This is a genomic window from Tundrisphaera macrotermitis (assembly GCF_051175315.1).
Taxonomy (GTDB): Bacteria; Planctomycetota; Planctomycetia; order Isosphaerales; family Isosphaeraceae; genus Tundrisphaera.
Window position 1 is genome coordinate 3,530,931 of record NZ_CP195100.1, and the last position, 21,640, is coordinate 3,552,570.

Annotated in this window: 15 protein-coding genes; 5 read left to right on the plus strand and 10 right to left on the minus strand. The window is 68.8% G+C overall.

Features of this window, described 5'->3' with window-relative positions; translation table 11 throughout:
- Window positions 1–104: 104 nt before the first annotated feature.
- Window positions 105–1,517 (minus strand): peptidylprolyl isomerase, encoded by a 1,413-nt coding sequence (locus tag TA3x_RS14200; RefSeq protein ID WP_435015301.1) that lies wholly within the window; start codon window positions 1,515–1,517, stop codon window positions 105–107.
- Between the two features lie 315 nt (window positions 1,518–1,832).
- Here TA3x_RS14200 and TA3x_RS14205 point away from each other — a divergent pair, with 315 nt between their 5' ends.
- On the plus strand, window positions 1,833–2,759 hold the full coding sequence (locus TA3x_RS14205) for a hypothetical protein (RefSeq protein WP_435015302.1): 927 nt from the start codon (window positions 1,833–1,835) through the stop codon (window positions 2,757–2,759).
- Here TA3x_RS14205 and TA3x_RS14210 read toward each other — a convergent pair.
- The 9 genes from TA3x_RS14210 to amrB all read right to left on the minus strand — a co-directional run bounded on the left by TA3x_RS14210 (window position 2,728) and on the right by amrB (window position 15,455).
- Entirely contained in the window at window positions 2,728–3,600 is an 873-nt protein-coding gene (locus TA3x_RS14210; RefSeq protein ID WP_435015303.1) for a UDP-2,3-diacylglucosamine diphosphatase, read from the minus strand. The two genes, TA3x_RS14205 and TA3x_RS14210, sit on opposite strands and share 32 nt — an antisense overlap.
- A gap of 59 nt (window positions 3,601–3,659) precedes the next feature.
- Window positions 3,660–8,111, minus strand: a complete 4,452-nt coding sequence (locus TA3x_RS14215) for a DEAD/DEAH box helicase (protein WP_435015304.1) — start codon at window positions 8,109–8,111, stop codon at window positions 3,660–3,662.
- Between the two features lie 135 nt (window positions 8,112–8,246).
- A complete protein-coding gene (locus tag TA3x_RS14220) occupies window positions 8,247–8,462 on the minus strand; it encodes a hypothetical protein (RefSeq protein ID WP_435015305.1) in 216 nt (71 codons plus the stop codon).
- Between the two features lie 74 nt (window positions 8,463–8,536).
- Window positions 8,537–9,892 (minus strand): serine/threonine-protein kinase, encoded by a 1,356-nt coding sequence (locus TA3x_RS14225; RefSeq protein WP_435015306.1) that lies wholly within the window; start codon window positions 9,890–9,892, stop codon window positions 8,537–8,539.
- Between the two features lie 58 nt (window positions 9,893–9,950).
- A complete protein-coding gene (locus TA3x_RS14230) occupies window positions 9,951–10,814 on the minus strand; it encodes a PP2C family protein-serine/threonine phosphatase (RefSeq protein WP_435015307.1) in 864 nt (287 codons plus the stop codon).
- A 200-nt stretch (window positions 10,815–11,014) separates the two neighbouring features.
- Complete coding sequence (locus TA3x_RS14235; RefSeq protein WP_435015308.1) at window positions 11,015–11,761, minus strand: PIG-L family deacetylase; 747 nt, start codon at window positions 11,759–11,761, stop codon at window positions 11,015–11,017.
- 206 nt (window positions 11,762–11,967) lie between these two features.
- Window positions 11,968–13,233, minus strand: coding sequence for a precorrin-6y C5,15-methyltransferase (decarboxylating) subunit CbiE (gene cbiE / locus TA3x_RS14240; protein ID WP_435015309.1), 1,266 nt, complete (start codon window positions 13,231–13,233; stop codon window positions 11,968–11,970).
- An 81-nt stretch (window positions 13,234–13,314) separates the two neighbouring features.
- On the minus strand, window positions 13,315–14,196 hold the full coding sequence (locus tag TA3x_RS14245) for an alpha/beta fold hydrolase (RefSeq protein WP_435015310.1): 882 nt from the start codon (window positions 14,194–14,196) through the stop codon (window positions 13,315–13,317).
- Window positions 14,193–15,455, minus strand: coding sequence for an AmmeMemoRadiSam system protein B (gene amrB / locus TA3x_RS14250; RefSeq protein WP_435015312.1), 1,263 nt, complete (start codon window positions 15,453–15,455; stop codon window positions 14,193–14,195). The genes TA3x_RS14245 and amrB overlap by 4 nt, the downstream gene beginning before the upstream one ends.
- Window positions 15,456–16,002: 547 nt before the next feature.
- On the opposite strand from amrB, the gene TA3x_RS14255 reads away from it, so the two are divergent.
- From TA3x_RS14255 to TA3x_RS14270, 4 genes are all read left to right on the plus strand, one after another.
- Window positions 16,003–16,989: an outer-membrane lipoprotein carrier protein LolA gene (locus TA3x_RS14255; RefSeq protein WP_435015313.1), complete on the plus strand. Its 987-nt coding sequence runs from the start codon at window positions 16,003–16,005 to the stop codon at window positions 16,987–16,989.
- 180 nt (window positions 16,990–17,169) lie between these two features.
- Window positions 17,170–19,725, plus strand: a complete 2,556-nt coding sequence (locus TA3x_RS14260; RefSeq protein ID WP_435015314.1) for a tetratricopeptide repeat protein — start codon at window positions 17,170–17,172, stop codon at window positions 19,723–19,725.
- A complete protein-coding gene (locus tag TA3x_RS14265) occupies window positions 19,722–20,591 on the plus strand; it encodes a DUF4159 domain-containing protein (protein ID WP_435015315.1) in 870 nt (289 codons plus the stop codon). Before TA3x_RS14260 ends, TA3x_RS14265 begins: the two co-directional genes overlap by 4 nt.
- Window positions 20,592–20,625: 34 nt before the next feature.
- The gene (locus TA3x_RS14270; protein ID WP_435015316.1) at window positions 20,626–21,633 is read left to right on the plus strand and encodes an AAA family ATPase; all 1,008 of its coding nucleotides are present in this window, start codon (window positions 20,626–20,628) and stop codon (window positions 21,631–21,633) included.
- Window positions 21,634–21,640: the final 7 nt, after the last annotated feature.

Below are 21,640 nucleotides of genomic sequence, written 5' to 3' on the forward strand. Positions count from 1 at the left end.
GTTTGCGTGGGCCATGATAACAAATTCCAGCCCGCCGGGCACGACACCCCATCCGCCGGAGGGATGCCCCCGGATGCGCCTTCGCAACATCCGGGGGCCTCGATTCAGACGCGGACGGCCTTCGGCCGGACCGTGATCAGCCGCCCCGTGTCGACCGTCGTGGTCGCGCCGTCGGGGTCGGTCACGGAGGCGAGGAGGCGGTACGTCCCGGCGGGGACGGCCGCCTTGACCCGGTTGGCGACGAGGGTCACCCGGGCCGATTTGCCCTCCTTGAGCCTGACCTTCGCCGCGCCCGAGGCGAGCGTGTAATCCCCGACCGCCCCGGATGCGGCCGGCGACAGGCTCAAGCGCACCCTGGCCCTTTGCGTGACGTCCGACGACCGGGCGGTCAGCGTGAGGGTCTGCTGGATCCGGGCCCTCTGGCCGGCCACCACGCTGGCCGGGACCGGGCCCCTCCCCTTGATGTTCAGGACCGAGGCCGGGATCACGACCGGGGGGATGATGACCGGCGGCGGGATCACCGGCGGCGTGACGACCGGCGGAGGGATCACCACGACCGGGGGAGGGGTCACGACCGGCGGGGGAGTCACGACCGGCGGCGTGACGACGGGCGGGTTGCCCCCCGTGACGTTGATCGAGAACGTCTGGGTGACGGATACGCCGTCCGATCCGTAGCCGGTGACCGTGATCTTCGCGTTGCCGGACGCGACCGGCTTCACACTGAGCGTCCGGCCCTGGACCGTCGCGACCGCCACGCCTGGGGTGTCGCTCGACGCCAGGTACAGGTCGTTCGCTGTCGTGATCTTGTTGATCACCACCATGTTCGACGGCTGGACGGCCGTCCCCGGCGAGTAGTTCCGCAGCGGGATCTGATTCAGGGGCGAAGCGAAGGGGGAGGGCGACGGGACGGGCACGCTGGAGATCGCGTCCATGACCGACAGGCCAGCCGACCCGACCACGTTGCCGAAGACGGTGAACCCGCCGTTCTGATTGTCGAGGTTGGCGGCGTTGGTGTCCGACTCGTTGAAGAAGAACTGGTTGGTGGCGCTATTCGGGTTGCCGCCCAGCTTGGCCATGGCGATCGTCCCGCGGACGTTCGAGGCCTTGAACTCGTTTTGGATCGGTGAATCGGACGCGATCGGCGTCTGCGCCGGGTTGGCCGACGCGGTGAAGCCGCCGGACTGCCAGATGAATCCGGGGACCGAGCGATGCACGACTGTGTTGTCGTAGCTGCCCTTGTTCACGTAATTCTGGAAGTTGGCGACCGTGATTGGGGTCGTCTTGGGCGTCAGCAACACCGGGATCGTGCCCAGGGTCGTGTCGAAGATCGCGAAATTCGGCTCGGGGGCCGGATCCTGGAAGTACGACCCGAGGTCCACCGAGGTGGGGGCCGCGCCGGGGGCGACGGTGACGGCCGGCAGGGGGTTCGTCGCGGCGATGGTCATCAGGGACCGCGATTCGAGATGTTCCAATGGGGCCAGGCGGCCCTTGCGACGCAAGCGTTCCCGACTCTTCATCTCGGCTCTCCGGAAGGCGGATCGGCACGGCGGGACCGGCCCCGCGTGCCATCCTGTGATCAATTCCCGTGGGGACGGTTCGCGATCGGGCGGATCGTCTCAGGGATGAAGAGCCTACGGTGAGGAGAATATCCCGGTTCGCGCGAGCCGGGACTTTACCGCCGCCCGGGACTTCGAGACAGGCCAAACCGCCCGGCGGCGTTTCGCCGATCGCACGATCCGGGATCGGGCTTGACGGAGATCCGGGACTTCGTACCTTCCTCGGAATTGCAATCGAGAATGTCAAACGGCCGACGGGAAGGATCCGCAATGGTCATGAATCCGATGCGTGGGAGCCTTGCGATCCTGGCCCTCGCCCTGTGCGTGCCAACCTCCGCCCGGGCCGGCGCATTGACGGCCTACTCCATCAAGGACCTCGGCCCGGGTGTGGCCCGGCTCTCCGATCCGGTCGGAGCGGGCGCGACGCTCATCACCCCCGATGGCTCCACTACGTATGCCTTCCCCAGGACCGACCACCGCGTTGCCGACGATCGGGGGAGCAAGGAAATCGGGGCCTATCAATCGCCCTCCTATTACTCAGGCCTCCCCAAACTCTTCGCCTACCAGCCACCGCCCGGTTCGTACTCGACCGGGGCCTATTCCCCCGAGTTCTACTACCACAACTACATCGGGCCGATTTTTCGCAACGCCAACGGCTTCGTCGCCGTGTCCGATATGTCCGGCCTCGCCGGCCATTCCACCGGGGCGGGGAGCGCGATCGGTTTCTATCGAATGAAAGATGACGGCACCTACGGCAGGCTGGAGACGATGATTCAGGGTCAACCCCTCTCCACACCGGACAACATCTCGACCTCGGGCGTCATCGCTGCGGTTTTGGATCTCAATAATCGCAATGAAGCTTTGGTCAGGACGGCGAACCCGCGTAACGGTTGGAATGGGTACACCTCGCCGCGATATTCCGTGGTCGATCTCGTCACCGGGATCCAGACCGACCTCGCCACCCTCCTGCCCAACAAGCATCAATTCGACGCACTGGCACTCGACGACGAGGGTCGGATTCTCGTGAAAGGCTGGGCCGAGGACGAGTTGTTGAGGACCACCGAGCTGCATTCCTATCTCCTCTCCCCTTCGGGTGTGGCCTCAGAGCCGATCACGACGCCCGAGCCGGCGACTCGGGCCCTGTTCGCCGTCGCCAGCACCTCCGTGCTGATCAGGCGTCGGGCGAAGCACCGGCGCGCGTGAAGCCCTGGAATGAGGCACCCGAGGGCCTCAACTCCGGATCTTCGATCCGTTTCCTGGGCGGGCCCGGCTCCTCTTCGTCCGCATCCTCCCGTCCGGCGGGCAGGGGCACGCCGGCCGGGGGCCAGGTGCGGAGCAAAACCTCGCCATCCTTAACCGAGACGAACGGGCAGGGGGACGACTCGATCCAGGTCCCGCTGTTGACGTAGAGGATGCCGTCTTTCTCGGCCACCAGGGGGCTATGGGTGTGGCCGCAGGTCACGGCCTGGCAGCCCAGGCTCCGGGCGTACTCGATCGCACCGTCCTGGACCTGGGGGCCGTTGCGCTGCCACTTCTTGGTGGTCCGGCGGATCCAGCGGGCGGCGCGGTGGGGGAACCAGCGCTGGATCCAGTAGAACAGCCCGCAGGCGATCTCGGTGAGCCACGGATTGTGGGTGATGATCCGGTCGAACTGGTCGCCGTGGAGGATCAGGAGGCGGATCCGCCCATCCTCATAGATCCTCTCGTCGAGGATGTTGACCCCGACGATGTGGCCGATGATGTCGGCCGGGCCGTCGTGATTGCCGCGGATCCATGTCAGTCGGAAGTCGGGCCGGTCGGAGTTCTTGCGGATGATCTTGAGGCAGGCGAAGTGCCGCTTCTTGAGCCGCTTGAAGTTGAGGTCGTCGAAGATGTCGCCGTTGATGACCAGCTCGCGGGAGTTGGCGACGGCCCAGTTGAGGAAGCATTCGAGCAGACGGCCCTGGACCATCTCGCTGCCCAGGTGGATGTCGCTGATGATCAGGCAGTCGTAGGGGGACGGCGGGGCGATCTCGGCGGGCGTGGAGGCGAAGGTGGCGGCCATGCTCGGGTCTCGAAGGGGACGAGGCTCGATCCTTGGGACGGACAGTCGACCACGATCGGTCACGACCAGCCGGCATAGAACGCCATGCCGGGAAAGTCGCGGACGAAGCCGACCTCGGCCAGCCAGGGGGCGGCGGGGCTGGCCAGGGTCGCCGCCGTATTATAAGCCTCGACCTTCAGGACGCGACGGGCCGGCCCCGCCAGGCTCGGGAGCAGGCCGCAGGCCGCCTTCAACTCCTCTTCGGAGGCCGAGGCCAGCCCGGTCAGCCGCTTGCCGTTCGCCTCGACGATCAGCACCGGCCGGCCCGCGATCTGGATGAGGAAGTTTGCCGGGTTGCGGCTCAGCCGGGCCGTCCCGCCTTCGAGCAGGGGGACGTCGAACGGGGCCCCCGCCCCATAGAGATTGGCCGGGTCGAGCGTGCCCAGGAGCATCGGGCCGCGATCCTGGTCGAGCCGGGAGGCGCAGCGGGCCAGGCCCTCCACGGCCTCGACGGTCGCGTACTGGACGCCCGACAGCCCCTCGACGAAGAAGCCCCGGCGCAATTCGCCCCGCATCTCGGCCCGGTCGAGCCAGGGGGCCAGCTCGCGCCAGGGCGGGGCCCACGGCTCCATCGCCGTCGTCTCGCGGGCCAGGACCCCGTAGCGACCCAGGAGGATCGCCGCCCAGGCCAGGTAGGCCGCCTCGGAGTTCGCCTCCGGCGTGGGGGGGATCAGCGACCATCGCCCTTCGGGCCGACCGGCCGCCGGCCGTCTCAGGTTGGGCCGGGGCCGGCCCAGCCGATTGGTCCGCTCGGGTGCGGACGCTGCGGGAGTCGCCGCGGGCACCCCCCTCGCCCCCGGGCGGAGCGGGTCGAACCGATCATTGGTCGCCAGACCCCGGAGCATCAGCGCATCCAGGGCTGATCGTGCCGCCGCCGGACCCAGGCCGGTCTCGCGGGCGACGTCCACGGCGAAGCTGGCCCCGCGCCGCTCCAGATGGTCCAGGACGGTCGCCTCGGGCGGGGTCGGTCCGGCGGCCTCGGGGTCGGGGGCAGGCCACGGGCCGAGGAAGTCGCGGGGGACGAGCGCCACCCGGGGCTCGCCCCGGCCGTCGGCCTCGGCCCGCCAGGTCCATCCGCCCGAGGCCAGCGCCTCGTCGAGCCAGGACGGGCGGAAGTCCTTGACCCGCCGGGGCAGCAGGTCCGCTTCCCAGAGATCGGCGGGGGCGGCGAAGCCCTGCAACTCCTCCAGCACCAGGGGCACGGCCGCCATCCCCTCGCGGCGCACGTCCGGGTGGACGAGCTGGCGGCGGGCGACGAAGTCGGCGAACGCCTCGGGCGAGACCGCGACGCTTTCCTTGCGGCGGATCGCGATCGACAGGCGGCGGACTTCTTCGAGGTTCTGCCGGTCGGCCCAGCGCGGGCCGTCCGATCCCTCTTCGGGGTCGAGGCGGACCAGTCCCCCCTCGTCGGCGAACCGCTCCAGGAGGTCGGTGGCCGTGGCCGGGCCCATCGGGTAACGCGCGGTCAGGTCGCCGAGCCCGACCAGGGCCCGCGACCGGAGATACCGCCGGACGATCGCCTCGACCGCCGCGTCGGCCTCGGGGGGCGGCTCCGGTTGGGTTCGTTTTTTCCCCTTCGGCCTCGGGGAAAGCTGGTCAAAGGCGGTGGCGTAAAGCGAGCCATCCTCGTCGCCGATCCAGCGATCCGGCTCGGCGGCCCCCGCAACCATGATCCGCAGGGCGCGGCCCTGCCGCTCCAACTCGGCCAAAAAGCCGGCCATCGGGCCCACGACCTCGCTCGGTTCGAGGTCGCCGAGACGGCGGAGGGCCTCGGCCATCTCGTCGGCGTTTCGCGGGGGATGGCCCATACCCCGGAGCCGGGCCTCGACCCGGCCGATCGCGGCGGGCTCCAGCAGGGCGTCGAGCAGCGCCGTGTCCACCGGCTCGGCCCCATCGACCGCGCGAGACTGGGTTTTCTTGGGCTCGTCCCACTCGTAGAGGAAGTGCGAGGTGAACCGGAAGATCAGGTCCGAGGCGAACGGGGACGGGTTCTCCCCCTCGCGGATGATGACCCGGATCTGGCCGGCCTCGACATCGTTCAGGAAGGCCCGGAGTCGCGGCAGGTCCAGGTCATCGTCGAGGCATTCGCGGTAAGTCTCGACGACGATCGGGAAGTCGGGCATCTTGCGGACGACTTGCAGCAGATCTTTGGCGCGGAGCCTCTGGAGCCAGAGAGGAGTCCGCTTCGCGGGATCGGGCCGGGGCATCAGCAGGGCCCGCCCGGCATTCTGGCGGAACCGGAGGCCGAACAGGGCGCTATCGCCGAGTTCCTGGCGGATCAGGGTCTCGGCCACCGGCGCGGTCAGGCCGGCGAAAAGGTCGGTGGGCAGCGTATCGGTGCGCGGCAAGCGGATCAGCAGGCCATCGTCGCCGTGGAGGCAGGCGACAGCGATCCCCAGCCGTTGCCGGAGTCGGCCCTGGATCGCTAGCTTCAGGGCGAGGTGGAGCTTGCCGCCGTGGGGCGACAGGAGGGCGAGCCCGACCTCGCCGGCCGGGTCGCGGAACGTCTCGATCACCACCGTCCGGTCGTCGGGGACCGCCCCGGCCACCCGGACCTGCCGGGCCACATGGTCGCGGACCACCGCCGCGGCGTTGGCGTCCAGCCGGCAGGTCTCGTGCAGCCAGGCGGGCAGGGACGGGTCATCGCTTCGTTCGGCGACCTCGCGGCACAGCTCGCCGACGCGTGCCCCCAACTCGGCGGTCCGGGGCGAACTCTCGCCGCGCCAGAAGGGCATCATCGCCGCCTGACCCTCGGCGCGGGATACGACGACCTTGTGGGCCTCGATCGCATCGATCCGCCAGGTGGCCGTCCCCAGGACGAACGTCTCGCCGATGCGCCTTTCCAGGACGAACTCCTCGTCGAGTTCGCCGAGCCTCGGGCCGTTCTCGCCGAGGAATAGCGGGTACTGGCCGGTGTCCGGGATCGTGCCACCCCCCATCAACGCCATGCGGGCGGTGCCGGGAAGGGGGTGGAGCCGGTTCCGGACCCGGTCCCAGCTGATCCGGGGCTGGAGGTCGCGGAATGTGGCCACGGGGAACCGGCCCGAAACCATCTTGAGGACGCCTTCGAACGCCTCCGGGTGGAGGTCGCGGTACGGGTAGGCGGAGCGGATCAGGTCGAACAGGGCCGGCACGTCCCAGGGTTCGAGGGCCACGCAGGCGACCACCTGCTGGGCCAGGACATCGAGGCAGTTCGTGGGGACGCGGAGGGTTTCCACCTCCCCGGCCAGCATCGACCGGGCCAGCGCCGCGGACTCGAACAGGTCGGCCGAAGTCTTCGCGATCAGGCGTCCCTTGCTCACCCGACCGACGATATGCCCCGCACGCCCAACCCGTTGCAGGCCCCGGGCCACCCCGCCCGGCGAGCCGACCTGGCAGACCAGGTCGACCGCTCCCATGTCGATGCCCAGCTCCAGGGACGCCGTGGCCACGACGCTCGCCAGCTCCCCCTTCTTCAACGACTCCTCGGTCGCCCGCCGTTCGTCCAGGCTCAGACTTCCGTGATGCGAGCGGGCGACGACGATCGCCGGCTCACCTCCATCGGTTTCGGACTCGGGCGAGGCGAGTTCGTTGAGGTGCGCCGTCAGGCGCTCGACGATCCGACGGTTATTGGCGAACACGATCGTCGAGCGATGGTCGCGGATCAGGTCGAGGAGTCGCCGTTCGATGGCCGGCCAGATCGACCCTTCGACCCTCGGGCCGCCGCGGTCGAACGGGGCGATCACTTCGAGGTCCAGATTTTTTCTGCGGCCCGCATCGATGATCGAGACGGGTCGCGGTTCGAACGTTCCCGGGTGCTCGTCGGATTTGCGTAAACCGCCTAGAAAGCGTGCGACTTCTTCCAGAGGTCGTTGGGTGGCCGAGAGCCCAACACGAACGAGCGGATGCCGGGGAATCACCTCCAAGCGCTCCAACAGGAGCGACAGGAAGACCCCACGCTTGTTGGGGCAGAGGGCGTGGATCTCGTCGATGATGACGTGCGACAGCCCGGAGAAGATCGCTCGTGCCTTGCTCGTGAGCATGAGGTGCAGCGATTCGGGCGTCGTGATCAGGATGTCGGGCGGATGTCGCAGGATCCGTTGCCGCTCGTTCGCCGGGGTGTCCCCGGTCCGGATCGCCAGGGTGAGGGGCCGGAGCGGGGTCCCGACCCGTTCGGCGGTGGCCAGGATGGCGTCGAGCGGATCTCGGAGGTTTCGATAAACGTCGTTATTGAGGGCCTTCAGCGGCGAGATGTAGAGGATCCGGACGCCGGGTTGGGCGCGCGGCACTCGCCACAGATGATCCAGGCAGGCCAGGAATGCGGCGAAGGTCTTACCCGACCCGGTCGGTGCGAACAGGAGCGTATTCTGCCCGGCCGCGATGGCCGGCCATCCGAGACGCTGCGGAGGGGTCGGATCGCCGTAAGTTTCTCGAAACCAGGAGGATACCGCCGGAAGCAGGACGTTCAGGCCGTCGGATTCATGGGGATTCAAAAGGAAGCCGTCCCTCGGTCGCCGTCATGCGAAGGCACGATCCCTTTTTACCGTCGAAATGTAAGAAGCTCAAGGTCGCCTGAACAAAAGTGAGCGGACAAGGGGCAAGGCGGGGAGAGGATTTGCGGCGGCAAGTCAGGCCCGAGCGGACCGGGCGCGGGAAAGCTCCTGATCGATCATCTGCCTCAGGACCTGGCCGACCGTCTGTTCCCGATCGCGGGCCAGGCTCAACAAGGCGGCCGCGCGATGGGCGGGCAGCAACAATTCCAGCTCGACGACCCCGTGCATCGGGCCTTCACCGGTCTTCGTGGGATGCTCGCCCATCAGGGCGGCGATCGATTGGGTCGGCATGGGTCTTCCTGATCGGCGGGCGGTTCCATGGATCTCACGGTGCGAGGGATATGCACGTCGCGGACCAAAGTTGTTCACCGGAGCCACTGGGCCGCGGCGATGCCGATCACCGCCAGGGCCCCCACGATCAAGGCGATCGCGATGAAGCGGATCAGCCACCGCATCTCGTCGGGTTGGTGACTGGGCCGATTCATCTGGGGCGGGAGGATCACCGCCGGCCGGGGCCGGGTCGGGCGACGTCGATAGGGGGCCGGGGCCGCCTCGGCCGAACCGTAGTCGCGGAGCGAGGTGCCGGGCCCCTCCGAGGCGGAATCGGCCAGGCCCCGGAGATCCTCGTCGTCGATCTCCGGGGCCGGGAGGCGGAACGCCCTTGCGGCATCGGCCTCGGCCCCGAGGATCGCATGCACCAGCGCCGGATCGGCCCAGCGGGCGAGGTCGACCCGAAGCTCGGCGCAGGTCTGATAGCGGTCCTCGGGCTGTTTGGCCATCAGCTTGCGGACGATCGCGGCGAACGCGGCGGGCACGCCCCGCGCCACCTGCTCCAGGGGGTCGGGCTCGTCCATCTTCTGCTTGAAGATCTTGTTGACCACGTCTCCCCCTTCGAAGGGGGGACGCCCGGCCAGGCTGAAATAGATGGTGCAGCCCAGGCTGTAGAGGTCGCTCCGGCGGTCGGCCGAGGCCGCGTTGCCGAGCTGTTCCGGGCTGGCGTAGTCCAGGGTCCCGATCACCACGTGCTCGCGGGTCAGGGGGCGGTCTTCGTCCTCGGCGCGGGCGAGGCCGAGGTCGAGGATGCGGGCGTCCCCCTCGGGCGTCACCATCAGGTTGGAAGGCTTGATGTCGCGGTGGATCAGGCCGGCCTCGTGGGCCGCCTCCAGCCCGTCGATCACCTTGAGGAAGAACCGGGCGGCATCGGGCACCCGCAGGGGGCCGCCGTGCTTCTGCTTCACGAGCTGATACAGGCTCTCCCCGGGCACATATTCCAGGATCATGAAGTGGACGTTGCCGTCCTGCCCGACGTCGATCGTCCGGGCCAGGTTGGGGTGGGTGGCCCGGCGGGACAGGGTCATCTCGCGTCGGAAGCGGAGCAGGGCCTGGCCCCCATCCCGGGCCCGGCCCGGGGGGAGGACCTTGATCGCCACCCGCTGCCCGTCGTCCTTGTGGGCGGCCAGGTAGACCTTGCCCATCCCGCCTTCGCCCAGGGCCCGGAGGATCCGGTAGTCCCCGAGGAAGAAGCCACGCGTCGCCCCGGCCAGGATCTTGCGGGCCTGGTAGCTGGTCAGTGCCCCCTGCTGGATCAGGACGCGGGCCAGGCGGACCGCCGCGTCGGAGGCCGGCTCGGGGGGTAGCCCGTCGCGCGCGAGTTCGACATCGGCGCGGGGGACCAGCCCGCTCCGGATGACGTTGGCGACGAATTCGTCGAGGCGAGCCATGCCTTCGAACCCCATCAGGCCGGAGGCGCCGTCGGGCCTTGCCGCGGATCGTCGCGGCTCAGACCGCGTGGATCACCAGGCAAGTGACATTATCCTTGGAATGGCTGTCGAGCGCCAGCTGCATCAGGGTCCGGGCGGCCACCTGCGGGTCGTCCGTGGTGGACAGGACTTCCTCCAGCCGCTCGTCGGGGACGACCCCCGTGAGCCCATCGGAGGCCAGGAGGAAGCGATCGCCGGGCTCGACCTTGGCGGAATGGACGTCCTCGGGGCCTCCCCGCGCATCCTTGCTCCCGAGGTACAGATAAAGAACGTGGCTGAACTTGTGGTTCGTCATCTCCTCGGGCGAGATCGTCCCGGCGTCCAGCAACGCCTGGGCCAGCGAATGGTCCTTGGTGAGCTGTTCGAGCCGACCTTGCCGGACCCGGTAGGCCCGCGAGTCGCCGATCCCCGCGATGTAGACGCGGTCGTCGTGGAACAGGGCCAGGACGACCGTCGTCCCCATGTTGTTGAACTCGGTCTGCACGACCGACAGGCCGAGGATCTCGTGGTTGGCCGCGGCCACCGACTCGCGGATCGCCTTGCGGATCGAGCGATCGTCGGCCCCGATCGGCACCAGCCGGCGCGACAGCTCTTTGGGCAGGATGTCGACGGCCATCTGGCTGGCCTTCTCGCCGGCGAGCTGGCCGCCCATCCCGTCGGCCACCACGAAGAGCGACGACGACTTGGAAGGCGCGGGCAATTCCAGACCGTCATCGCGATGGCCGGTCCCGCCGCTCGACGACCGGCCCGGTGGGGCGGGAAGGTAGAAATTATCCTCGTTGTGCTCGCGGTAGTTCCCGACCGTCGAGACCACGCCGACCCGCAGGCGGGCGAACCCCGGCGTCCCTCCGAGCAAAGGCAACTCGTCGACGGTCGAGGGCACGACCTCCGCGTCCCGGGTGGCGTACGGGTCGGCGGCCGGCTCGGCCCCCGGAGACGTACGGGCGGAGGCGGGCGAGGCCGGCGGGCCGCCCCACAGTCTGCGCCAGAAATCCCGCAAGCTAGGAGGTGCCACCGCTTCCGCCTCTCAGAAAACGTCGGCCGCTCGGGGCCCCGGGGAGGCCCCGAGATGCCACCGGCCGATCAGGGTAGCGCGGCGCCCGGGCAGGCCCAGCGCATGAGATCATCGACCCCGATCGAGCGATACGTCAGGAACAATTCCCCCGCCTCGAAGCCCGCCGTCAGGCCGTGATACCGATTCATCGTCTCGATTGCCGCAAAAATCCCCGCCTTTTTCGCGGGAAATTGGGTCGCATAGCACCGCACCGCTTCGATCTTGGCCGCCAGGGTGTCGCCGATGTTCACGATCACCGTCCCCGCCGACTCGTGAACATCCATCGAATGCAATGCGATCATATAGCTGAGCTGGGTGGTGACGGTATGGACGGGCAGTCCGTCGAAGTGCTCGTCCCACTTGGTCAGCCGGCTGTAGAAGACCGCGGCGTCGGTGATCAGCATCGCCTGGTAATGATCCGGCGAGGCCCCGACCGTCTTCCCCCCGAACCCCATGACGAGCTTGGGCTTGTGCTTGCGGAAGACCTTGGCCAGCGCCACCCGGGCCTCGAAGCAGTCGAAGAGCCGGCGGTTGGGCAGGTTGAGGTTGATGCGGGCGTGGATGCCCAGGGCCTCCGCCGCCCGCCGGGCCTCCTCCATCCGGACGTCCGGCCCGGCCGACAGGGGCGTCGGCTCGCCGTCGGTCAAGTCGACGATGCCGACCCGATAGCCCTGGCGAGCCAGGCGGGCCAGCGTCCCCCCGCAAGCGATCTCGACGTCATCGGGGTGGGCCCCGACGGCGATCACATCCAGCTCGAACTCGCCCGACTCGAGCATGCCAACCTCTCCATGCCACACGATCTCGATTCGCTCCACTTAGTATAATGCGATCCGGGCGGATCCGACAGGGCGAGCCCCCGATCGCCACGCGTTTCCCCATGACCGCGACCGGGTTATGGTCGGGATCGGGGGGGAAGGGGGTCGCCGGACTCACCGGCCCGGGCGTCGCGGGCGGGGGCGGGCCGCAATCCCCATCGCGGGGATCAGTCGTCGGCCTCGGCCGACTTGGTGACGGCCAGCAGGAACGTGGGGTTGACCGCCTCGAAGCGGACCCGGTCCATCTGCTCGATGCCCCGGTTGATCGAGATGTTCCAGATCTGGACCTCGCCGGCCAGGGTCTTCAAGGTCCGGTGGGCCGTGGCCAGCCCGTCGATCGTGGCGACGTTCACCGCCAGGCGGCCGCCGGGGCCGAGGCGGGCGAAGGCGGCGGAAAGCACCAGGTCGACCTGCCGGCCGGTCCCGCCGATGAAGATTGCGTCGGGGTCGGGCAGGGTGCCCAGGACGTCGGGCGCCCGACCGGCGATGCTCCGCACGTTGGGTACGCCGAACGTCTCGGCGTTGGCGGAGATCAGGGCCAGGTCATCGGGCTCTGGCTCGACCGCGTAGACCATCCCCTGGCTGGCCAGCTGGGCAGCCTCGATGGCCACCGAGCCCGAGCCGGCGCCGATGTCCCAGACCACGCTGGTCGGACGGATGTCCAGCTGCGCCAGGGCGATCGAGCGGACCTCGGCCTGGGTGATCAGGGCGCGTTTCGGCTGGCTCTGGGCGAAGGCGTGGTCCGGGTTGCCGAACAGGCGGTAACGGCTCTTTCCCCCGGCGCGGTCGGGGCGGTCCGGCTTGCGGACCAGGATCAGCACGTTGAGCGGGTCGAAGTCGAGCCCGAGGAGGTCCGACAGCTCCCCGGAGGTCACGCGCTCGTCGGGCGAGCCAAGGTTCTCGCAGACGTAGGCGCGGAAGTAATCGATGCCTCGGTCCAGGAGTTCCCTGGCGATCCGCGCCGGCGTGTGATCATCGCCCGAGAACAGGCCGACCTTCTCGGCGGTGCGGATCCGGTCCACGATGGCCTCGAACGGCCGGCCGGCCAGGCTGGTGAGGTAGGCATCCTCCCAGCTTTCCTTGACCCGGGCGAAGGCCAGCTGCATGCTGCTGACGTGTGGCACGACCTCGAACTGGTCCTTGCCCAGGCGGTCGCAGAGGTATCGGGCGACGCCGTAGAACAAAGGGTCGCCGCCGCTGACCAGGACCGGGCGGCTGGCCATCATCGCCTCGCGGACCTGCCGCAGGGCGGCGGGCATCTCCGCCTGCAAGGGAACTTGCCGGGCCGCGCTGTCGTCGATCAGGCGGAGCGTGGCGGGCGCCCCCAGGATCACGTCGGCCTCGCGGATCGTCCTCCGGGCCGACTCGGTCAGCCCGGGAAGCCCGTCGTCGCCGATGCCCACGATCACCAATTTCGCCCGTTGCTCGGCCACGTCGGTCGCCCCATTCGCCCAGGTTCGCCTGCCCCGTCCTCCGGGATGCCCCGAGATTGTACCGGCAAGCGGCCCCAATCCTCAACCGCCCGGAACGGACCCGGCCCGCTCGACGAAATCGGAGACGAGGTCGGCCAGTTCCTCCGGATGCGTGAAATGCGGCTGGTGCCCGGCCCCGACCATGATCCGCTCCTCGGCGTTGGGCAGGCCGGCCCGCAGGTCGGCCTGGCATCGTTCCGGCACGATCCGATCGCCGGTGCCCCGGATCAGGAGGACGGCCGCCCGGACCTGGGGCAGGCTCGTCCGGAGGTCGAGCCGATGGATGAGGTCGAGGCGGGCCGACAGCGCGGCGATCGGCGTCAGGCCGTTCTGCTCGACGTAGAACCGCCAGCGGTCGTCCATCCCGGCGAATTCCGACCGGCTTCGATGGGCGAGCGCCCGTTCGTGGAACGGGAGCCGAGAGGAAGGCCCCCGGATCCTCCGGCCCAGGGCGAGCGCCGCCCTCTCGTGCGGGGCCAATCCCCGCCGGGCAAACCCGCCCTGGAGCACCGCGACCGGGGCGTATCGGCCCGGGTGGCGCAGCAGCGAGCGGAGGGTGATCGTCGACCCGAACGACAGGCCGAACAGGATCGGCCGGTCCAGCCCCAGGTGGTCGCACAACCCGGCCAGGTCGTCGACCAGATCATCATGGCCGATCGACCCGAGGCGGGCCCCGTCGTCGGGATTTTCCCCGGGGTAGTCGATCACGACGGTCCGGAACCGCGAGGCGAGGCGGTTGAGCATCGGGGCGTAGCCGCGATAGGTCGACGCCAGGCCCGGGACGACGACCAGGGGGGGGCCTTCGCCCAGGGTCCGGTAGGTCATCCGGTAATGCGGCCCGGCCCAGTCCCCGACGCTGGTACGTCGATCGTACTCGGCCACCCCTTCGAGGAACGATGCGGGAAGCGATGCTGTCTCGGTCACGTCGCGGTCCCCTGTGCGGTCGAGGTCTCGTAGGCCACGCTGGCGAAGCTGACGCAGCAGGTCCGCGTCGGGTCGACCGCCTGGCCATAGCGGAGCGAGCGGCCCCGGGCCGGGCCGATCGCGTGGAGCAGGGTGTAGGTCGCGGCCAGCCCACAGACCCGCCACCGATTCTGAACTTCGGCGGCGCGGGCGAACCAGCCGTGGGGATCGACGGCCTCGGCGCGGTCGAGCATGCTCTCGTCGAACCGGTGGATCTGATCGAGCTGGCCATCGTCGACCGGATCCGGGTCGCCGAATTCGGGGCCGACGTGGCACAGGTCGATTGCGCCGATGTAGGCGACCTTCCGCCCGGACTTCGCCTCGGCGGCCTCCAGGGCGGCCACCATCCGGGAAACCTCCGGGTCATCGATCGGATCCCGCCCGGATTCCATCAGGTCGTGGAACGAGCCGACCAGGATCGGCACGATCCGGAACGGACGCCGATCTCCCAGGAGGTGCTGGAGGAAGACCGCCTGGAACTCGATCGAGTGCTCGTTGCGATGGGCCATCTCGTCGTCGTACAGATTCGGACCGGCCACAGCGACGATCCGATCGAGGAAGTCGCGATCCGTCGGGACCAGGCCCAGCGGGGTGGCGAAGTCCTTCCGGGTCAGCGCGAAGCGGTTGCGGGTGCCGTGGTGGGCCACGCCCAGGATCACGAAGGTGTCCGCGTCGGAATTCTCCACCAGCTCGCGATACGCCCAGGTATAGGTCGGCCCGCCCCGGGTGAAGTCGATGTGCGGGCAGAGGATGGCACGGAGGCCGGGCCCGCCGTCGTTTTGTCCAACGGTGGAGGGGGGGCCGGAGCCCCGAGGGTCCGCGAAGAACCCATCGATCCAGGCCCTCAACCGCGCGGGATCGGACGGATAGGACCGGCCGGCCAGGGCCGCGGGCCGGATCGCCTCGCCCGCATAGGCTTCCCGGAGGGCCTGGAACGACGGCCCGTCCAGCACCAGGGCCCGATCCAATCGTTCCAGGACCGCATGGATCTCGCCCTCGGCGATCTCAATCCCGAGTTCGCGCGACGCAAGGATCCGGATCTCCTCGCGGGTCGATCCTCCATCGCAATGACGAAGGATGGCGCGGAAGATCGGGCGCGGCACGAGGACCTGGCCCTCGAAGCTGCCCGTAGGATCTTCGCAGGCGATGAAATCGCCCCCCTCGTGGCGGACGGCGCGGAGCTGCAAGGGGCGGATCCGGGGCCTGTCGAGGATGGACATTCGGTGTGGTCCCCGCCGGGGGGCCGAGGCCGGGTCTTGCTCACCAGGCCATCGACTCCCGACGGGGGATGATTGTGTCCCGTCCCGGATGGGCCGGTCAAGACGATCGGCGCGTCCCACGGGGAGGGTTGCCGATGAGCGGGAGCGACCAGGCGGGCGGGGCGGCTTCCTGGGACGGTCGCGGCATGGTTCGCATCGTCGTCTCCCTTCTGATCCGGGGTGGTCATCGGCCCGATGGAGAGTTGCTCAAGCAATCCCCGTTCCCATCGCCGGGCACTGCGGAATTATATCCTCGGGGAGACACCGATCGGCGGATTTCGGTTCGTTAAGTCCTGCTCCACGGCAGAAGGGCCCGGGATGGCCCGGGCAGGGGTGCCCGGATTCGCGGCGTTTTTCGCCCGGGATCGCGATCCGGGGAAGACCTGTGCGCTTTTCGGAAATTTTGTTAAGTTTCGCGATGATGGGAGGGCGGTGGTCGGGAAGGATCCCCGATCCACGTCGTCCGGAAGTGCGGCAGGTCCACGGTCCGACCAGGGAGGGAGACGCCATGAAGACTCACATCGCTTGGATTCTTGCATTGGCCGCGGTGGCCGGGGCCGTCGCGCCGGCCTCGGCCCAGCAGGCGCCGCCGGCCCGGCCGGCCCGCCCGCAGCCGGCCGCGGGGGCGGGCTCGGGGGTCCGGGTGGCCCCGGCCCCGACGGCCAAGCCCGATCCGGTGACAGAGAAGCTGGCGCAGCAGGCCGCCGCGAAGCTCCGTCAGGAGATGGATCAGATCCTGGTGGCCTGGGAGAAGCAGAGTTCCCAGGTCAAGTCGCTGAGCGTCGACTTCAAGCGGATCGACAAGTCCGCCGCCTGGGGCGAGGAGGAGTTCACCGGCCAGGCCGTGCTCCAGAGTCCCGACCTGGCCTGCCTCAACTTCAAGAAGCGGACCAACCCCGACGCCGGACCCGATGCGAAGCCAATCTATGAGGACGACGAGCGCATCGTCAGCACGGGGAGCGAAGTGCTCCAGTACAAGTGGGATACGATGCAGATCTACGTCTATCCCCTGGACAAGCAGGCCCAGCAGAAGACGCTCCAGCAGGGCCCTCTGCCGTTCCTCTTCAACATGAAGGCGGACGAGGCCCGCAAGCGGTACGACATGGCCTTGACCAACCAGTCGGACAAGCAATACCTGATCCGCATCGCGCCGCTCTACGACATCGATCGCGAGTCGTTCAGCAAGGCGTTCCTGTGGCTCAACAAGACGACCTTCCTGCCCGACCAACTCTGGCTGGTGGCGACCAACGGCAAGGATTATCAGGACTTCAGGTTCAACAACGTCGCCACGAACCAGAAGATCGACCCCAAGTTTTTCCAGAAGATCAAGCTGCCGGGCTGGAAAGAGGTCGTGAACGACGGCAACGAAGGCCGCGCCGCGGCCGCCCCCGCGGCCGCCCCCGCGGGCGGCAAGCCGGCACCCGGCCGGGGTGCGATCCAGCCCACCCGTCCGGCCCCCGCCGCCGCGACGCGCGGGGCCGCCGCCCCGCGCTGATCCTCGGCATCCGACTCCGAACGCGACGCCGGCCCTCGTCCTGCCCAGGACGAGGGCCGGCGTCGTCGCGCGCCCGGCCCGGGAAATCCGTTGGCAACCGGCCTTGATGCAGGTCTATAATCGCCGACGACGCAAGCATCGAGATCCGCCGGGCGCACGGATGGAAGCGAATTCATGTTCATGCCTCGATCGATTCCCGTATTGCGGATCGTGATCCTGGGGTGGGCGGCGGGCTCGTTCGCGTCCGGGGCGGCATCCGGGGCCGACATCGACGAGGCCGCCGACTTCCTCCGCACCGGCCGCTATGAGGATTGTGCCCGCGAGGCCGCGGCGGGGATCGTCGGGGGGGCCTGGGACGAACGCTGGTTTGCCCTCAAGATCCGGGCCGAGATGGCCCAGGGCCATTATGCCGAGGCGCGGGCCGCGCTCGACGCGTCGAGCCGCCGCCACGCCACCAGCGTCGCCTTATTCCTGCTGGGCCGCGAGGTCCGCCGATTCAGTGGTCTGGCCGATCGCGAGCCGGCGGCGATGGACGCCATGGAACGGATCATCGTCACCAACCCGCGCCGCTACGCCTCGGCCGAGGGTCAGGTGGCGCTCGGCCGGTTCCTGGTCCGACGCGGTTACGACCCCAAGAAGGTGCTCGATCAGTTCTACGACCCGGTCGTGAAGAATCATCCGGGCCATCTCGACGCCTACTTCGCGATGGCCGAACTCGCGCTCGACAAGCAGGACTACGGCCTTGCCGCCGAGAGCCTCAAAAAGGCCCCGGAGCAGGCTGCAGAGGAACCGCGCTTCCATTATCTCACCGCCCTCGCCTATTCCCAGGATGATCGCGCCCGCGCCGAGAAGGCCCTGCTGGAAGCCCTCGCGATCAATCCGAAATATGTCGACGCCCTCATCCTGCAAGCTGATGGGCTGATCGACGCGGAGAAGTACGATGAGGCCGAGGCGGTGCTGGCAGCGACGCTCGCCGTCAATCCGCGCGAGCCCCGGGCCTGGGCCCTCCGCGCCGTGCTCGCCCACCTGCTCAACAATCCGGAAGGCGAGGATAAGGCCCGGTTGACCGCGCTCGAACCGTGGGCCACCAACCCCGAGGTTGACACGCTGATCGGCCGCAAGCTGGCCGAGAAGTATCGGTTCGCCGAGGGGGCCACCGCCCAGCGCAAGGCCCTGGCGTTCGACCCCGACCACCTCCCGGCCAAGATCCAGCTTTGCGAGGCCCTTCTGCGACTGGGCCAGGAGGCCGAGGGCTGGAAGCTGGCCGACGAAATCTTCCGCCGCGACGCCTACAACGTCGTGGCCTTCAACCTGATCGCGCTCCGCGACTATCTCGCCAAGTTCCGGGTCCTGGAGGCCGACGGGCTGGTGGTCCACATGGACCCCCGCGAGGCCGACCTGTACGGGGCCCGCGTGCTCGACCTGCTCAAGCGGGCGCGTTCGACCCTGGGATCGACCTACGAGGTGGCCTTGCCCGGCCCGGTCATCGTCGAAATCTTCCCGCGCAAGCAGGAGTTCGCCGTCCGGACCTTCGGGCTCCCCGGGGCCGACGGGCTGCTGGGCGTCTGCTTCGGCCGGGTGATCACGGCCAACAGCCCGGCCTCGCAGGGGGAGAATCCCTCGAACTGGGAGGCCGTGCTCTGGCACGAACTCTGCCACGCCATCACCCTGACCAAGACCCGCAACAAGATGCCCCGCTGGCTCAGCGAAGGGATCTCGGTCTACGAGGAAGGCCGGAGCGACCCCGCCTGGCGAGGGGCGATCAACCCCCGGTTCCGGGCCATGATCCTGGGCGAGGAACTGACGCCGCTCAGCAAACTGAGTTCGGCGTTCCTGGGGGCGAAGTCCGCGCTGCACCTCCAGTTCGCCTACCACGAATCGGCCATGGCCGTGGAGTTCCTGGTCGAGAAGGCCGGGTCCTCCGGGCTCAACGCGATCCTTGATGACCTGGGTGCCGGCCTGACGATCAACGAGGCGCTGCCGAAACACGCGCGGATGACGCTAGAGGAGATGGACCGATCGTTCGCCGACTTCGCTCGGGCCAAGGCCTCGGCCGTCGCCCCGGAAGCGACCTGGGAGCCGGTCGACCTGCCCGACGACGCCGAATCGACGGCCGTCGCCGCCTGGCTCAAGGACCATCCCAAGAGCTTCGCGGGCCGTCAGCTCCTGGCGAAACGGTTGATCGCCGAGGAGAAGTGGGAGGCGGCCAGGGCCGCGATCCGGGAGTTCCAGGCCCTCGACCCGACCTACGCCGGCGCGGAGAACGCTTCGATGATGCTCGCCGCCGTCCACAAACGCCTGGGCGACACCGACGCCGAACGCCGGGCGTTGGAGGAGGTCGCCGGCTGCGACGGCGACGCCTTGCCCGCCTATCTCCGCCTGATCGAGCTCGATGAGGCGGCCGGTCGTTGGGAGGACTTGGCCCGCAACGCCCGCCGCGCCCTGGCGGTCCAGCCGCTGACCGTGGGGCCCCACCGGGCCCTGGCCCGGGCCGGCGAGCACACCGACCATCGCGACGAGGCCATCTCCGAATATCGCGCGGTCGCCCTGCTCGACGACACCGACCCGGCCGACGTCCACTTCCGCCTCGCCGGGCTCCTCCGGCAGTCGGGCCGGCTTGACGAGGCCCGCCGCGAGGTGCTCAAGGCGTTGGAGGAAGCCCCGAGGTTCCGCGACGCCCACAAACTCCTGCTCGAACTGACGCCGTCCCAAGCCTCCGCGGAGCCCCGTCCATGACGCGGAAACGCCTGATCCTGGCCGTGGTGCCGGCCCTCGTCCTCCTGCTGGGCGGATTCACGCTCGGCCAGATGATGCGGCGGGGCTGGGGTCCGTCCCCCCTGGATGGAATCCCGGCCGACCGCTCGGGCGTGCCGGACTGGAAGCAGGACGAGCAGTTCAAGAAAGACGTCTTCACCTTCGTCCGGGTCCAGTACGACTCGGCGTATGGCGGCTACGGTCGACGGCGGGGCGGCGCGGGCTGGGAGACCGACTGGCCGGACAGCGATCTGAACTTCTCCTATCGCCTCCAGCAGCTGACCTCGCTCAAGGTCAACCCGAACCCGATCTCGCTCCGCCTGACCGACGAGGCGCTCTTTGACTACCCGTTCCTCTACATGATCGAGGTCGGTAGCCTCCAATTCTCCGAGGAGGAAGTCGTCGCCCTCCGCCGCTACCTGCTCAACGGCGGGTTCCTGATGGTGGACGACTTCTGGGGCGACGACCAGTATCAGAATTTTTACGAGCAGATCAAACGCGTGTTCCCCGACCGCGAGCCCCGGGAGTTGCCGCTCACGCACGAGATCTTCCAGTGCGTCTACCGGCTCAAGGAGAAGCCGCAGGTCCCCAGCATCCATACCTTCGAGCAGTCGGGGTACGACCCGACGATCACGTGGGAGTGGGGCCACGGGGGCAACGTCCGCGAGGTCCACTATCGGGGGATCTCCGACGACAAGGGGCGCCTGATGGCGATCATCTGCCACAACACCGACCTCGGGGACGGCTGGGAACGCGAGGGGGAAGACCCGCGCTACTTCCGGGAGTTCTCCGAGAAGAAGGCCTATCCCATGGGCATCAACATCATCACCTACGCCATGACCCACTGACCGACATCCATCGACCGCCTGACGAGGAGCCATCGTGACGCAAGACGGGGATGCCTACGAGGACGAGCGCCGGGTGGTCGAGAAGGTCCACGAGAGCCGGGGACGGATCGAGCACGAACTCGGGAAGGTGATCGTCGGCCAGCGGGAGGTGACCCATCAACTCCTGATCAGCCTGTTCGCGGGCGGGCACTGCCTGATCACCGGCGCACCCGGGCTGGCCAAGACGCTGCTGGTCCGCACCATCGCCCAGGTCTTCCACCTCCGGTTCCAGCGGATCCAGTTCACCCCCGACCTGATGCCCGCGGACATCACCGGGACCGAGATCCTGGAGGAGACGACCGATGGCCGGCGGCGGATGCAGTTCGTCAAGGGGCCGATCTTCGCCAACGTGATCCTCGCCGACGAGATCAACCGCACGCCCCCCAAGACCCAGGCGGCGCTCCTGGAGGCGATGCAGGAGCACCAGGTCACGGCGGCCGGCGTCCGCTATCCGCTCGAAGAGCCGTTCTTCGTCCTGGCCACGCAGAACCCGATCGAGATGGAAGGGACCTACCCGCTCCCCGAGGCCCAGCTCGACCGCTTCCTGTTCAACGTGGTGGTCGATTACCTGCCCGAGGATGACGAGGTCTTGGTGATCCTCCAGACCACCTCGCGGAAGACCGAGCCGATCGAGCCCCTGTTCGACGGGGCCGACGTCCTCCGGTTCCACGAGGTCGTCCGCAAGGTGCCGATCGCCGAAGACCTGGCCCGCCTGGCCGTCCGCCTCGCCTCGGCCAGCCGACCCGGGCCGAAGGCGCCGGCGTTCGTGAATGAGTGGGTGTCGTGGGGGGCCGGCCTCCGCGCCGCGCAATCGCTGGTCATGGGGGCGAAGGCACGGGCCTTGCTGGCGGGGCGGTTCCACGTCTCGGCCGAGGACATCCGCGCCCTGGCCCATCCGGCGCTCCGCCACCGCATCCTGCTCGGCTACCGGGCGGAGGCCGATGGCATCTCGGTCGACGCCGTGATCGACCGCCTGCTGGAACACGCCAAGATGCCGGGTTGAGAGCCGC